This is a genomic window from Burkholderia orbicola, from assembly GCF_900100915.1.
Classification (GTDB): domain Bacteria; phylum Pseudomonadota; class Gammaproteobacteria; order Burkholderiales; family Burkholderiaceae; genus Burkholderia; species Burkholderia orbicola.
The window spans coordinates 1,171,032-1,184,180 of sequence record NZ_FNKW01000002.1; the positions used below are offsets into that span (position 1 = coordinate 1,171,032).

At 66.3% G+C, this 13,149-nt stretch carries 14 protein-coding genes and 1 tRNA gene; 6 read left to right on the plus strand and 9 right to left on the minus strand.

Features of this window, described 5'->3' with window-relative positions; translation table 11 throughout:
* Positions 1-105: 105 nt before the first annotated feature.
* The gene (locus BLS50_RS22150; RefSeq protein WP_011548298.1) at positions 106-525 is read right to left on the minus strand and encodes an ATP--cob(I)alamin adenosyltransferase; all 420 of its coding nucleotides are present in this window, start codon (positions 523-525) and stop codon (positions 106-108) included.
* Positions 526-645: 120 nt separating this feature from the next.
* Complete coding sequence (locus BLS50_RS22155; protein ID WP_074804099.1) at positions 646-1,446, minus strand: AraC family transcriptional regulator; 801 nt, start codon at positions 1,444-1,446, stop codon at positions 646-648.
* Positions 1,447-1,612: 166 nt separating this feature from the next.
* Between BLS50_RS22155 and BLS50_RS22160 the strand changes: the two genes are divergently transcribed.
* Both BLS50_RS22160 and BLS50_RS22165 read left to right on the plus strand, forming a co-directional pair.
* Positions 1,613-2,239 carry a LysE family translocator gene (locus tag BLS50_RS22160; protein WP_074804101.1) on the plus strand — a complete coding sequence of 209 codons (627 nt, stop codon included), beginning with the start codon at positions 1,613-1,615 and terminating at the stop codon, positions 2,237-2,239.
* A 13-nt stretch (positions 2,240-2,252) separates the two neighbouring features.
* Positions 2,253-3,005: a class I SAM-dependent methyltransferase gene (locus BLS50_RS22165; RefSeq protein WP_011548300.1), complete on the plus strand. Its 753-nt coding sequence runs from the start codon at positions 2,253-2,255 to the stop codon at positions 3,003-3,005.
* 25 nt (positions 3,006-3,030) lie between these two features.
* Here the strand turns inward: BLS50_RS22165 and BLS50_RS22170 are convergent, their stop codons facing one another.
* The 4 genes from BLS50_RS22170 to BLS50_RS22185 all read right to left on the minus strand — a co-directional run bounded on the left by BLS50_RS22170 (position 3,031) and on the right by BLS50_RS22185 (position 6,263).
* Positions 3,031-3,720: a DUF2848 domain-containing protein gene (locus BLS50_RS22170; RefSeq protein WP_041489492.1), complete on the minus strand. Its 690-nt coding sequence runs from the start codon at positions 3,718-3,720 to the stop codon at positions 3,031-3,033.
* A 64-nt stretch (positions 3,721-3,784) separates the two neighbouring features.
* Entirely contained in the window at positions 3,785-4,171 is a 387-nt protein-coding gene (locus tag BLS50_RS22175) for a cupin domain-containing protein (protein ID WP_012338573.1), read from the minus strand.
* Positions 4,172-4,221: 50 nt separating this feature from the next.
* On the minus strand, positions 4,222-5,700 hold the full coding sequence (locus tag BLS50_RS22180) for a 4-hydroxyphenylacetate 3-hydroxylase family protein (RefSeq protein ID WP_074804103.1): 1,479 nt from the start codon (positions 5,698-5,700) through the stop codon (positions 4,222-4,224).
* A gap of 35 nt (positions 5,701-5,735) precedes the next feature.
* Positions 5,736-6,263: a flavin reductase family protein gene (locus tag BLS50_RS22185; protein ID WP_050768810.1), complete on the minus strand. Its 528-nt coding sequence runs from the start codon at positions 6,261-6,263 to the stop codon at positions 5,736-5,738.
* A 275-nt stretch (positions 6,264-6,538) separates the two neighbouring features.
* Between BLS50_RS22185 and BLS50_RS22190 the strand changes: the two genes are divergently transcribed.
* Positions 6,539-7,750 carry an IscS subfamily cysteine desulfurase gene (locus tag BLS50_RS22190; protein ID WP_041489420.1) on the plus strand — a complete coding sequence of 404 codons (1,212 nt, stop codon included), beginning with the start codon at positions 6,539-6,541 and terminating at the stop codon, positions 7,748-7,750.
* A gap of 19 nt (positions 7,751-7,769) precedes the next feature.
* Here the strand turns inward: BLS50_RS22190 and BLS50_RS22195 are convergent, their stop codons facing one another.
* Positions 7,770-8,312: a MarR family winged helix-turn-helix transcriptional regulator gene (locus BLS50_RS22195; protein WP_011548306.1), complete on the minus strand. Its 543-nt coding sequence runs from the start codon at positions 8,310-8,312 to the stop codon at positions 7,770-7,772.
* Between the two features lie 139 nt (positions 8,313-8,451).
* Here BLS50_RS22195 and BLS50_RS22200 point away from each other — a divergent pair, with 139 nt between their 5' ends.
* Positions 8,452-9,048, plus strand: a complete 597-nt coding sequence (locus tag BLS50_RS22200) for a nuclear transport factor 2 family protein (protein ID WP_011548307.1) — start codon at positions 8,452-8,454, stop codon at positions 9,046-9,048.
* Positions 9,049-9,060: 12 nt separating this feature from the next.
* On the opposite strand, the gene BLS50_RS22205 is transcribed toward BLS50_RS22200, so the two are convergent.
* Positions 9,061-9,600: an SUKH-3 domain-containing protein gene (locus BLS50_RS22205; RefSeq protein WP_011548308.1), complete on the minus strand. Its 540-nt coding sequence runs from the start codon at positions 9,598-9,600 to the stop codon at positions 9,061-9,063.
* An 83-nt stretch (positions 9,601-9,683) separates the two neighbouring features.
* The gene (gene rtcR, locus BLS50_RS22210) at positions 9,684-11,300 is read right to left on the minus strand and encodes an RNA repair transcriptional activator RtcR (protein WP_011694660.1); all 1,617 of its coding nucleotides are present in this window, start codon (positions 11,298-11,300) and stop codon (positions 9,684-9,686) included.
* A 338-nt stretch (positions 11,301-11,638) separates the two neighbouring features.
* Here rtcR and BLS50_RS36020 point away from each other — a divergent pair.
* A tRNA-Phe gene (locus tag BLS50_RS36020) sits at positions 11,639-11,711 on the plus strand.
* A gap of 256 nt (positions 11,712-11,967) precedes the next feature.
* Entirely contained in the window at positions 11,968-13,107 is a 1,140-nt protein-coding gene (locus BLS50_RS22215) for a slipin family protein (protein ID WP_074806593.1), read from the plus strand.
* The last annotated feature ends 42 nt before the right edge of the window (positions 13,108-13,149 follow it).

Below are 13,149 nucleotides of genomic sequence, written 5' to 3' on the forward strand. Positions count from 1 at the left end.
GGACACCTCTGCGTGGTTGCGATAGGCCGCGGCGCGCGGGCGCGCACCGTGCGACGTGACGAGGTCGAGGTCGACGCAAATCGCGCGAGCGGCGCGGCCGTCGGGTCAGGCGTTCGCCGCCGCGATGCCGGGCGCCGGTTCGGCGAGCAGCCGTTGCGCGAGCGCCAGCGCGTCGTCGCGGCTCGCCGCCGCGTTCAGCGGATAGCCCCAGACTTTCTCGAAGGCGCCCGAAAAGGCATTGAGCGCCACGCGCCGCGCCGCATTGGGCTCGATCGCGATCATCCCGGGAATCCATTCACGCGACAGCGCGCGGTTGGCCTTGCTCCACTTCGCGAGCTGCTTGCGCATCTCGTGATCATTGTCGGCGCGGTCGTCGCCGGACGGCGCATCGTCGGTCAGAAGAACGAAGCGCTCGCGGCGCGCGAGCAACGCGTCGAGTTCGGCAATCAGTCGGGCGGGATCGGTGTGGGTCGAGCCGCTGTAACGCAGCCAGACAAACGGAAATTCGGTCGTGGTGATTTGCATGTCGGCCTCCAAATGAGAACGATTCTCATTTTATGGATCGAGCCCTCATGCGTCATTTCTCATCCCGGCCAACTGCTTTTTCAATCCGGCCAAACGGGCGCGGGCGCGCAGTCCGGCGGTTCAGCGTTGCCGGTCGGTCAGGAATTGCGTCGGCGGCTTACCGGTCGCCTTGCGGAACATCGTGACGAAGCTGCTCGCGCTCTCGTAGCCGAGATCGATCGCGATCTGATGCACGCGGCGGCCGGTCGTCAGCATCCGCAGCGACAGCGCGACGTGCAGCCGCCGGCGCCAGTCGCCGAGGCTCATGCCGAGCTCCTTCGTCGCGAGGCGCGTCAGGCTGCGCTCGCTGATGCCCGCACGCCGCGCGAGTTCGGGCAGCGGCGACTTGTCGGCCGGGTCGTCGAGCAGATGGTCGATCAGCTTGCGCAGCCGGCGATCGGCCGGCATCGGCAAGTACAAGTCCTCGACCGGGGCCGCGACGAGCTCGTCGAGCAGCGTCGCCACCAGCCGCCCTTGCGGCCCGTCGACGTCGTACAGGTTCGGGAAGCTGGCCGCCTTCAGCAGCAGCTCGCGCAACAGCGGCGACATGGCGAGCGTGCAGCAGCGCGTGGGCAGGTCGAGCGCCGCGTCGGGTTCAACCAGTACCGCGTAGAAAGTGGCGCCGGCCGAGCCGCGCGCCGCATGCGGGACATCGCCGGGAATCCAGACCGTGCATTGCGGCGGCGCGGTCCACACGCCGCCGTCGATCTCGCAATAGATGACGCCGCTCAGCGTGTAGAGCAGCTGCGCCTGGCGATGGCTGTGCCGCTCCAGCCGCCACTCGGGCTCGACGACCGAGCCGCCGAACACGACGAGCGGACGCGGCACGTGATAGACGTCGGTGTCCGCGGCAGGATCGGTGATCGATGGAAGGTCGCGCATGGAACGACGGGCTGTGAAAAAAGGCCGGACGCCGGCGCGTCCTGTCGTGCTTATACCAGAAAGGCGCCGGCGCAGCCGCGCCGTTCGAGGGCGCGTCTGCGGCCGCGCGCCGAACCGAATACAATGCGCCGATCCCCTGCCGCCGCGCCAACCTGCCGGAGCCGCCATGTTCGACCTGACCACGCTGACCACCTTCACGGCCGTCGTTCTGGGCCTGTTCCTGATCCCCAGCCCCGCCGTGCTGCTCGTGCTGAGCCGCACCGTGCAGGGTGGGCGCAAGACCGGCATCCTGACCGGCCTCGGCGTCGCGAGCGGCGACTTCGTGCATACGCTGTTCGCGGCCGTCGGGCTGTCCGCACTGCTGATGACGTCGGCACTCGCGTTCAACGTCGTGAAGCTGGTCGGCGCCGCATACCTGATCTATCTCGGCGTGCGGGCGCTGCTCGAGAAACCGTCCGATCCGTCGCTGCCGCAGGTGTCGCCCGTCACGCCGCTCAAGGCGTACCTGCAGGCGATTCCCGCCGAAGTGCTGAATCCGAAGACCGCGCTGTTCTTTCTCGCGTTCATGCCGCAGTTCGTGCATCCGGAACGCGGCTCGACGTTCGTGCAGTTCGCGGTGCTCGGGCTGATCTTCGTCGTGCTCAGCTCGCTCTACACGACGCTGATCGCATGCTCGATCCGCCCGCTCGGCCGCATCGTGAAGCGGCTCACGTGGCTCACGCGCTGGCAGGGCAAGATCATCGGCTCGATCTTCATCGCGCTCGGGCTGCGGGTAGCCGTGCAGCAGCGCTGACGCAAGCGGCCGCATGACGCGCGCCGACGCGGACCTGCTCTACACCGACCCGCGCCTCGTCGCGGTGTACGACCTGTTCAACGCGGGCGATCGGGACTTCGCGTTCTACGCCGCCGCGATCGGCGCCGCCCGGCGACGCATCCTCGATCTCGGTTGCGGCACCGGCACGTTCGCGCGGCGGCTCGCGGCGGCCGGGCATGACGTCGTCGCGATCGATCCCGCGCCGGCGATGATCGATTACGCGCGACGCCAGCCGGGTGCCGACGCCGTACGCTGGTTCGCGTGCGCGCTCGACGGCCTGCCGCCCGGTGCGCCGTTCGATGCAGTGGTGATGACCGGGCACGCGTTCCAGTGCCTGCTGACCGACGACGACATCGACGCGACACTGCGCGGCGTGCGACGCGTGCTCGACGACGGCGGCTGCTTCCTGTTCGATACCCGCAACCCGCGCACCGAACCGTGGCGAGCATGGACACCCGCGCAATCGGCACGCAGCGTCGAGTCGCACGAACTCGGCATCGTCGATCTCCATCACGCGGCGCGGGCGATCGACGGCGCGATCGTGACGTTCGACACGCACTACCGCTTCCGCCGCGACGATACGCTGCTGGCGAATACGAGCCGGCTGCGTTTCATCGCGCACGCCGAATTGCAGGCGCGCGTGACGGCAGCCGGTTTCGTGTCGGCCGACTGGTACGGCGACTGGGAGCACGCGCCATTCGACGAGGCGACGAGCGCGGAGATCATTGCGATCTGTCGCGCTTGAGCGCGCATTCGCGGTTCGGTTCGCGTCAGCCCGCGACGGGCAACGTGTCCACCGCATACACATGCCGGATCGTGCGGCCCAGCACCGGATCTTCCAGCTCGACCTCGAACCGCTCGGCCGGCCGGATGCCGCCGATCGCCGCGAGCGTGCCGCACAGCATCGCGGTGCCGTCCTCGAAGCGGCCGCCGTCGCGCGCGAACTGCGCGAGCAAATCGTCCGGCGTGCGCATCGCGGTCACGCTACCTTCCTGATACAGCACGCGCTCGCCGTCGATCGTCGCGTATGCACGCAACACCAGCCGATCCCAGTGACCGGTCACGTCGTCGAGCCTCCACAGCGTGTTCGCGCACGGCTTGCCGCACATCTGCTTCGAGACCGTGATGCCGTATGTCTCGACCTCGCGGTCGGTGTGGTCGGACGCGATGCCGACGAACGTGTCGCCACCGTCTCGCACCAGCACGAATTCCGCTTCGCCGCTGCTCTGCCCGCCCGAGACCTGGATCGCCGGCGACGGATCGAGGCGATCGGCCGCGACGCGGTAGAACACCGGCGTCGCCGCCGGGCGCTTGACGCCGAGCGCTTCCAGCTCGCGGATATGCCTTTCCATGGCGACCGTATCGCGGCCGGTCCAGCCCGCGATCACGAGCGTGTGGATCGCGATCGCGCGCTCGGTGCGCCCGTCGCGACCGTCGATCGCGAACGTGATGGTTTTCATCGAATGCTCCTCGTCGCGGGCCGCGCGATACAGCGGCCCGCCGTCTGTCATGGATCGGCCGAACTCAGGCCGGATCGTAATAGTGGATTTCCAGCAGCACACAGCCACCGTTCGACTTGAACGGGCCATGCCACGCGCCGGGCGGACGCACCGCGTACGTGTAGCCCTTGAACGGCGTGCCGCCGTCGCCGTGCTCGTCGTTGCCGACGGTCAGGTCGCCTTCGACCAGAAACACCTCTTCCCAGTAGTCGTGCACGAACGGTTGCTTCGTGTGCAGCCCGGCCGGCAGGCGCAGCAGGCGCGTGCGGCTGCCGCGCTTGCGCTCGGTGTCGAGCGCGCCGGACAAGATCAGCTCCTGCGCGCCGGACGCCGGGTCATAGCCTTCCGGCAGCCGCCAGTCGCGCTGCATGTCCAGCGTGTGGAATTCGTCGTGAAGCTTGTTGATGGCCATCTGTCTCTCCTGATTGCGATAGCGGGTAAAAGGGGTTGCGATGCGGCTAGTCAAGCGGCACGCGGCGTCGACAGTTCCTGGTTCAGCGAATAGCTGCCGAGCATCGAATCGACCAGATGCGACGCACGCTGCCAGTCGTACGTGCGATACGCATGGCCCTTCGTGACGAACGACGCGCCGGCATAGAACAGTTCGTACTGGTTGTGGCGCGACGCGAATTCGGAGCCGACCGCGTCCCACGCGAGCTTGAAGAACTTCACGCGTTCCTCCGACGAGCACACCGGCGATTTCTGCGTCTTCTCGATGATGCGCAGCAGGTCGGGGTTCTCGAAATCGCGCACGCTGGACGGCAACATGATCATTCCGCCGCCGGCGAGCTCGCGCAGTGTGTTGAGCACCTTCGAATACAGTTGCTGCGTGACGACCTGCGAGCCGTACAGCATGTTGCGGTCGGGCACGTAGAAGCCGTTGACGACCGTGCCCTTCGCTTCCATCCCGTAGACCCACGCCTCGACCATCGACGCTTCGGCCGCGAGCTGGCCCAGCGTTTCGCGCACCTGCGGGAACGTGTTCGTTCCGTTGACCTCGGAGATCTTCAGGCCGAGCCCGACGAGAAAGCGCAGCTTCGTCATCAGGCGCACCTGGCATTGATAGTTCTGGTACACGTGTGCGGGTGTCGCGTGGAACTGCTTCGCGCACATCGCCGTATTGCCGGCGACGAAGATCCGCTCCCACGGCACCTTCACGTCGTCGAAGTACAGCACCGCGTCGTTCTCGTCGAAGCGGCTCGACAGCGGGTTGTCGAACACCGACGTCGCGCTCTCCTCGTACGACTTGCGCGACATGATCTTCATGCCCTTCGCGTTCATCGGCACCGCGAACGACAGCGCATACATCTCGTCGCCTTCGCGCAGCGGCTGGATGCAGCTGCAGAACACCTCGTTCGCCATGATCCCGCTCGTCGCGAGCATCTTCGCACCGCGCACCGTGATGCCTTCGGCATCCTGATCGACGATGCCGACCGCGAGGTACTTGTCCTCCTGTTCGTGCGCGGCCTTCGACTGGTTCGCCTGCGGATTCACGATCACGTAGGTCAGGAACAGGTCGTTGTCGCGTGCATAACGGTAGTAGTCGCGCAGCGCGCCGGCGCGTGCCGGGTCGTATTGTTCGAACACGTCGGCGCCCATATACATGCCGGAGAGACACGACGCGACGTGGTCGGGCGAGCGGCCCATGAAGCCGTAATGCAGCTCCGACCACGCTTCCAGCGCGGCACGGCGCTCGACGAGTTCGTCATAGGACGTCGGCAGTTGCCAGATCCGGCTCACGCGGTTGCCCGAGTCGGGCGACACGAACGTCATCTTCTCGACGTTCTCGTCGCGCGCCTGGTAGTCGTACAGGCTCGCGTAGCTGCGGATCGAATTGCGGAATGCCGCGTGCGCGGTCACGTCGCCGACCGGCTGGCCGTTCAGGTAGACCTGCCGTCCGTCGCTCAGCGACGCGATGTGCTGAGTGCCGTTCTTGATCATGATGTGCTCCTGGGGGAATGAATCGTGGGTTGCATTCACATGGATGGCGCATGCGCGCCGTCGAGCGCGCGGTAACGACCGCCGAAGAAGATCAGCGGGCGTCCGTCCGAGCGCGCGCGGTGCCGCGTCACGCGGCCGACGAAAATCACGTGGTCGCCGCCGTCGTACTGCGCATACGGTTCGCATTCGAACGTCGCGAGTGCGTCAGGCAGCAGCACCATGCCGTCGTCGCCAGCCGCGCCGCCGCGCCAGCCCCACTTGTCGCCGTTCGCTTTCGCGAAAGAGTTCGACAGGTGCTGCTGCGTCTCGTCAAGCACGTTGACCGCGTAGCCATCCGCGCCGGCCAGGTCGCCGAGGCTCAGGCTGCGGCGGTCGACCGAGAACAGGATCAGCGGCGGGTCCAGCGACACCGAATTGAACGACGCGACCGTGATGCCGATCGGCATCCCCTCCTTGCGCGGGGCGGTAATCACCGCGACGCCCGTCGCGAACATCGACAGCGCGGCGCGGAAACGCCGCTGCTCGTCGGCATCCGCGCCGGTTCCTGCGTGGTTCTCGCTCATCTCGTTCTCCTTGGGTTGCATTTCCGGATTCCCCTGAGGAATCCGCATCAACAAAGCACCGTTAATTAGCTTTGTTATTTAGCTTTTATTAAATGTAAACACAAAAGCCGGTTCAAGATGTCGTAAACCCTGATCTTGAAAGCTTTGTTTGAAAGACAACCCTACTGGCGGGATGGATGTTGCGCGGCTCGCGCGAATGTCCACGTACACTGCGCCAACCGTATTCACCGGCGCTCGCGACCCACGCGAAACGTCGCTTTCCGGAGTCCCTTTCGATGCAATCCCGTCCGATCTACATGGACTACAGCGCGACGACGCCCGTCGATCCGCGCGTGGTCGACAAGATGGTGCCGTTCCTGCACGAGCAGTTCGGCAACCCGGCTTCACGCAGCCACAGCTACGGCTGGGATGCCGAGCAGGCGGTCGAGGAAGCGCGCGCGCACGTCGCCGCGCTGCTCGGCGCCGATCCGCGCGAAATCGTATGGACGTCCGGCGCGACCGAAGGCAACAACCTCGCGATCAAGGGCGCGGCGCACTTCTATCAGGGCCAAGGCAAGCACCTCGTGACGGTGAAGACCGAACACAAGGCCGTGCTCGATACGTGTCGCGAACTCGAGCGCCAGGGCTTCGACGTCACGTACCTCGACGTGCGGGAGGACGGCCTGCTCGACCTCGATGGGTTACGGCAGGCGCTGCGCGCCGACACGATCCTCGTGTCGGTAATGCTCGCGAACAACGAAACGGGGGTGATCCAGCCGGTGGCCGAGATCGGGGCACTGTGCCGCGCACGCGGCATCGTGTTCCACTGCGATGCGGTGCAGGCGGCCGGCAAGATTCCGGTCGACGTGAATGCATTGAACGTCGACCTGCTGACGGTGACCGCGCACAAGGTGTACGGCCCGAAGGGAATCGGCGCGCTGTACGTGCGCCGCAAGCCGCGTGTGCGCATCGAAGCGCAGATGCACGGCGGCGGCCACGAGCGCGGAATGCGTTCCGGCACGCTGCCGACGCACCAGATCGTCGGGATGGGCGAAGCGTTCCGGCTGGCGAAGAAAGAAATGGCAGAGGAAAGCCGCCGCGTCGGCGCGTTGCGCGACCGGCTGCTGGCCGGCCTGTCGACGCTCGACGAGGTTTACGTGAACGGCGACCTCGCACGCCGGATTCCGCACAACCTGAACGTCAGCTTCAATTTCGTCGAAGGCGAATCGCTGATCATGGGAATCAAGGGCGTCGCGGTGTCGTCAGGCTCGGCGTGCACGTCGGCGTCGCTGGAGCCGTCTTACGTGCTGCGTGCGCTCGGTCGAAGCGACGAGCTCGCGCACAGCTCGATCCGCTTCACGCTCGGCCGCTTCACGACCGAAGCCGAGGTCGACAGCGTGATCGCGCAGGTGCGCGACACGGTCGGCAAGCTGCGCGAATTGAGCCCGCTGTGGGACATGCATCTCGAAGGGGTCGACCTGGATACGATCGAGTGGGCCGCGCACTGAGCGCGGCAGCCGGCGCGCGTCAGCCTTTTTCCTGGCGAGCGATCATGTGCGCGAGATCGAGCGTCGCGCGATCGCCGTTGGTGACGAGGCGGTCGATCACCGAGCAGAGCGCCTTGAATTCGGTTTTCGTCACGCCTTCGAACAGCACGTTGTTGATGCGCTGCTGCGTATCGACGAGCGCTTTCAGCAGCTTCGAGCCGGCCGGCGTGACCGTGAGCCGCATCTTGCGCTTGTCGTCGGGGTCCGGGCGTTTGTCGATCAGGCCGAGCTTCTTCAGCTTGCCGGTCTCGATCGTGACGAACGCGCCGCTCAGGTGCAGATGATCGGCGAGGCGGTTGACGGTCACGACGTCGTCATGCGACAGATGGGCGACCGACACGAGCAGCGAATACTGGATGCCGGTGAGGCCGATCAACGAGCCGAAACCGTCGCGCACCGACAGCAGGCGCGCCGCGAACGGCAGCAGCCCGTTGATCAGGTGGCGAAATTCCGTGTCCGTGCCGTCGATCAGGCAGGCCGGGTTGGTAATGGTCAGAACGGACTCCTCTTGCTGCTTGGCCATGACGTCGACGCTCCGTGCGGTCATGCGAATTTAGCTTTGGAACGAAATTATACGGCAAAGGCACCGGCGGCCTCGGCCAGCCTAGCGGCCTGCAGGCGGCCCGATTTCCCGATACTTTCCCGACACAGGAGGCTCGAACATGCCCTTCCCGCTTCATCCCGCCACGGTTCGCGCGCTGCTCGAATGCTATCTGCGCGCGAAGGACCTGAACCAGGCCGCGCTGATCGCGGACTGCTTCGCGGCCAATGCCGAACTGAGCTTTTCCCTCGCCAACGACGACATCGATTTTCCGCCGCGCGTGACGGGCGCGGCGGCCATTGCGCATACGCTGGTCGAGGCATTCGGCGAGCGGTTCGAGCAGTGCCGAACCTATTACGTCTGCACGACCCCGCCCGTCGATGAGCACGGCGTCAGCAGCATGCCGTGGCTCGTCGTGATGCGGCAAAAGGACAGCGGCGCGCTGCGGATCGGACACGGCACGTACCGCTGGCAGTTCGCCATCGATGGTGAAAACGACGACGTTGCGCGGGTTGCCGCGCTGCACATTCATATCGCACGGATGGATACGATCGACGATCCGCAGTCGTTGAAACTCGATCGGCTGCACGCGGCGTTCGGGTATCCGTGGCTGCCGGTGCACGCGTTCGCGCGCGGGCTGGCGGACATCGCGGCGGCGCATTCGGATTGGGCATTCCTGGCCCCGTTCCAGGAGGCGGCCGCGTCGGCCATCGGCTGAAGCTCCGCCGCATCACGGCGCCGCGCGCGATCCGTCATTGCCGGCCCGCAACTGCGCGGCCGTCATGACGCGCGGGTCGTCGCCCGTCAGATGCGCGCCGTAATAGGCGATCGACGCCTGCTTGTCGAGCAATAGCGGAATCGAGACCCGCCCGAGCAGCGTGCGTTCGATCGCGTCGCCGAACGTGAATCCCGCCAGATAGACGCCGTCCATCACGCAATTCGTCGTGAACACGCGGCCCTGCGTATCGACATAAAACTCGACGTAGCCGAGATCGTCCTCGGCGATTCCGATCATCGTCGTGTCGAGCGCCCGCTCCCACGCGGCAATCTGTTCATCCTGACGCTCCAGTGCGCGAAACGCGATTCCCATCGGCGCGCAGGTTTCCCCGCTGCGCCGGGCCGGCTCCGCACCCACGATCAACGTGCCGAATTCACGCAGGATCGCATCACCCGGATGTTCGCCGTCGCGGGCCGACAGGCGGCCGTCGGCAGGGCCGCACCACCCGGCCGCGACAAACAACGGCCTGACCGTCAACGGAATCTCGATCACTAGAATGCTCCTGAAGTTACCGCATACGATACGACACGCGCGAACGCTCTCCGCAGCGCGGACATCATGCGCCGCGCTCGCCCTCACACACCGTCGAGCGCGCGCCGCACACCGTCCCAATCGAGCCCGAACCGCGCGAGATACTTGCGCAGCCGGTCCGCGTCGTTCGGCTGCTTCTTGCTCTGCCGCGACACCGCGAACAGCGTGCGCCCGGCTTCCGACAGGCTCGCCGACGTGCGGCACACGTCGAGCACGCGTTCGAGCTGCGCACGATCGAACAGGTCGAGTTCCGCCGCACGCGCACCGAACACCGCGTCGACGCACGCGTCCGCCATACTCGCGCCACCCGGCGACGACCACGTGCGCGTCAGCCGCTCGACTTCCTGTTCGGCGAGCGCCTCGGTAATGCGCCCCGCATCGGCCAGCGTCGCCATCCGTGTGACCGACGCCGACAGCTCGCGGAAGTTGCCGGCCCACGTCGCGCGCGGCGAGGCCGCGAACGCGAGATAGCGCCGCTTCGCCTCGACGTTGAACCGCACCTGCTCGCCCTGCTCGCGACCGAAACGGTCGAGCTCGAATTCGAGGTTCGGCTCGATGTCCTCACGGCGCTCGGCCAGTCCCGGCAATTCATAGGTCCAGAGGTTGATCCGCGCATAGAGGTCCTCGCGGAACGTGCCGGCCGCCACCATCTGCCGCAGATCGCGGTGCGTGCCCGCGATCAGTTCGAAATCGCTGGTCGCCTCGACGTCCGCGCCGACCGGCAGGAAGCGCTTCTCCTCGATCGCCTTCAGCAGCATCGCCTGTTCGTCGAGCCCGAGTTCGCCGATCTCGTCGAGAAACAGCAGCCCGCCGTCCGCCGCGCGCAGCAGCCCCGCCCGCGCCGACTGCGCCCCTGTGAACGCACCCTTCACGTGACCGAACAGCGTCGACATCGCCGCGTCGCCGCGCAGCGTCGCGCAGTTGATCTCGATGAACGGCCCCGCGAGCCGATGCCGGCCACGCTTCAGCTCGTACACGCGCTTCGCGAGAAACGACTTGCCGGCCCCCGTCGGCCCGACCAGCAGCATCGGCGCGCGCGAACGCACCGCCACGCGCTCGAGTTGCTCGATCAGCGCATTGAAGCGCGCGTTGCGCGTCGCGATGCCGGCCTTCAGGAACGACACCGTTTCGTCGCGCTCGCGCGTGAAGCGCTGCGCGATCCGGTTGTAGCGCGACAGGTCGAGATCGATCACCGAGATCGTGCCCGGCCCGCTCGGCCCTTCGTCGGTCCGCTGCGGCGGCCCGGTCTGCACGAGGCGCGCGGGCAGATAGCGCGCTTCCGCGAGCAGGAACCAGCAGATCTGCGCGACGTGCGTGCCGGTCGTGATGTGGATCAGGTAATCCTCGTGTTCGAGGTCGAACGGGTACGCGCGTGCGTAATCGTGCAGCGTCGCATAAACCTCCTCGAAATCCCACGGATCGTGGATCGTGACCGGCGTGAGCCGCACGTCGGTTCGCGGCGACACGCGCGCGAGATCGTCCCGCACCTGGTTGGCGAGACGCGTGTAGTCCAGCGAATGCAGCAGTTCGAGCCGGTCGATCGGCAGGTCGGGCTGCTCGCACAGCGAAATCGTCGGCCGCCATTTGCGGTAACGGCGCGGCGCGCGGCCGCCTTGGTCGAGCACGGTGCCGAGAAAACCGATCGCAACGGTTTTGCGCATGTTTATCTCATGGGATAAGAAGCGATCCAATTGTATCGAATATGCAGGATCGTGACGTGCCGACAGCGTCGATGCCAGACACTGCAAAACAGATAATTCCCTTTTAACTTCAATGTGTTGAGAGATTTCCAGAAGCGCCAGCCGCTCACTGGCACGCTCCTCGCTAAATAAAAGACGCCGGATGTCCCGCTGGCCCACGAGCCAGGGTTCAACAAGCCCTGCTGGTGCGCCGCCGCCGAACCTCGTTCGTCGCGGTAGCGCATGCCGCCATGGACAGACGAAGGCAAAGGGGCGCGCGCCAGGATGCCTCGCCTGGGTTCGAATCCCGGGGCGCCCATTGTTCGAAAGCTCAGCCAGGTGGAGCAGCCGGCGAAAGCCGGCCGGTGGCGGGTTCAAATCCCGCTCGAACGCTGTCCGCAAGGACGGTCTCGTATGAAGGCAGTACCCGCCGGTGCGGGCCGACAGGCCCGCCGCGCGTCGGACCGGTTGCGGTTCCGCGCGATCGGCCGGGCGGCCGCACGGCCCGCGCGAAGGCGCACGACGACGCAATGCAGCAGGCGTCGCCATGCACTTCGACGCCGGCCAGCGCGCCGCCCGCCCGATTGCGTCGCCCCGCGATCCGCACGATGCGCGTTACCCGGCGGCCATTGAAGAAAAGGACAAAAATATGTGGAAGCGTCATGTGGTGAAAAAGAACGAACGCGCGCTGCTGATGAGCGAGGGCGATTTCGTGAAGGTGCTGGAACCAGGCGTGTTCAAGGCCTTCGATCCGTTCAAGCGCCTGTCGGTGCAGACCGCGCGTCTCGACGCGCCGCTCGCCGACGAAGCGCTGGCCGACTACCTGCGTCACGACGCACCGGACGTGCTCGCGCGGTATTTCGTCGCGATGGATCTCGCCGACGACGAAGCCGGCCTGCGCTACGAAGACGACGTGCTCGTCGAGATTCTGGCGCCGGGCACGCGCCGGCTGTACTGGCGCGGCCTGACCGCGCACCGGCTGGAGCGCATCGATCTCGCGCAGGACAGCATGCTGCCTGCGGCGCTGGTGAAGCGCATCGCGCAACCGTCGCTGCGTGCGCGCGGCGTGGCGGGGCTGACGGGCGTGCTGCTGGCGCAGGTGCCGGCGTACCACGTCGGCGTGCTGAAGATCGACGGCAAGATCGAGCGGTTGCTGGACGCGGGCGCGTCGGCGTTCTGGCGCTTCAACCGCGACGTCGCGGTCGAGCTGGTCGATCTGCGCTTGCAGGCGATCGAGGTCGGCGGGCAGGAAATCCTGACGCGCGACAAGGTCGCGCTGCGGCTGAACCTGTCGGCGACGTGGCGTTATGCGGACGTGCTGCATGCATTCGGCCAGTTGCAGAAGCCGGTCGAACACCTGTATCGCGAGTTGCAGTTCGCGCTGCGTTCGGCGGTCGGCACGCGCTCGCTCGACGAGTTGCTGGAGGACAAGCAGTCGCTCGACGAGGTCGTGATCGCGCAGGTGCGCGCCCGTCTCGACGGTTCGGGCGTGGACGTGCGCAGCGTCGGCGTGAAGGATATCGTGCTGCCGGGCGACATGAAGACGATCCTCGCGCAAGTGGTCGAAGCGGAAAAATCCGCGCAGGCGAACGTGATTCGCCGCCGTGAGGAAACGGCGGCCACGCGTTCGCTGCTGAACACCGCGAAGGTGATGGAAGAAAACCCGACCGCACTGCGGCTCAAGGAGCTGGAAACGCTCGAGCGCGTCGCGGAACGGATCGACCGCATCTCGGTGTTCGGCGGTCTCGACCAGGTGCTGAACGGGCTCGTCAGCATCAAGGGCACGTAATGCAGGCTCCGGCGCGATGCAGATGGGTCGCGCCGGTCCCGA

What these genes read in the sequence shown, in the direction of transcription:
- BLS50_RS22190 (WP_041489420.1), top strand. Translation starts at nt 6,539, where the DNA reads ATGCAATCCCGTCCGATCTACATGGACTACAGCGCGACGACGCCCGTC.
- BLS50_RS22165 (WP_011548300.1), top strand. Translation starts at nt 2,253, where the DNA reads ATGACGCGCGCCGACGCGGACCTGCTCTACACCGACCCGCGCCTCGTC.
- BLS50_RS22215 (WP_074806593.1), top strand. Translation starts at nt 11,968, where the DNA reads ATGTGGAAGCGTCATGTGGTGAAAAAGAACGAACGCGCGCTGCTGATG.
- BLS50_RS22195 (WP_011548306.1), bottom strand. Translation starts at nt 8,312, where the DNA reads ATGGCCAAGCAGCAAGAGGAGTCCGTTCTGACCATTACCAACCCGGCC.
- BLS50_RS22170 (WP_041489492.1), bottom strand. Translation starts at nt 3,720, where the DNA reads ATGAAAACCATCACGTTCGCGATCGACGGTCGCGACGGGCGCACCGAG.
- BLS50_RS22185 (WP_050768810.1), bottom strand. Translation starts at nt 6,263, where the DNA reads ATGAGCGAGAACCACGCAGGAACCGGCGCGGATGCCGACGAGCAGCGG.
- BLS50_RS22160 (WP_074804101.1), top strand. Translation starts at nt 1,613, where the DNA reads ATGTTCGACCTGACCACGCTGACCACCTTCACGGCCGTCGTTCTGGGC.
- BLS50_RS22155 (WP_074804099.1), bottom strand. Translation starts at nt 1,446, where the DNA reads ATGCGCGACCTTCCATCGATCACCGATCCTGCCGCGGACACCGACGTC.
- BLS50_RS22150 (WP_011548298.1), bottom strand. Translation starts at nt 525, where the DNA reads ATGCAAATCACCACGACCGAATTTCCGTTTGTCTGGCTGCGTTACAGC.
- BLS50_RS22175 (WP_012338573.1), bottom strand. Translation starts at nt 4,171, where the DNA reads ATGGCCATCAACAAGCTTCACGACGAATTCCACACGCTGGACATGCAG.
- BLS50_RS22180 (WP_074804103.1), bottom strand. Translation starts at nt 5,700, where the DNA reads ATGATCAAGAACGGCACTCAGCACATCGCGTCGCTGAGCGACGGACGG.
- BLS50_RS22200 (WP_011548307.1), top strand. Translation starts at nt 8,452, where the DNA reads ATGCCCTTCCCGCTTCATCCCGCCACGGTTCGCGCGCTGCTCGAATGC.
- rtcR (WP_011694660.1), bottom strand. Translation starts at nt 11,300, where the DNA reads ATGCGCAAAACCGTTGCGATCGGTTTTCTCGGCACCGTGCTCGACCAA.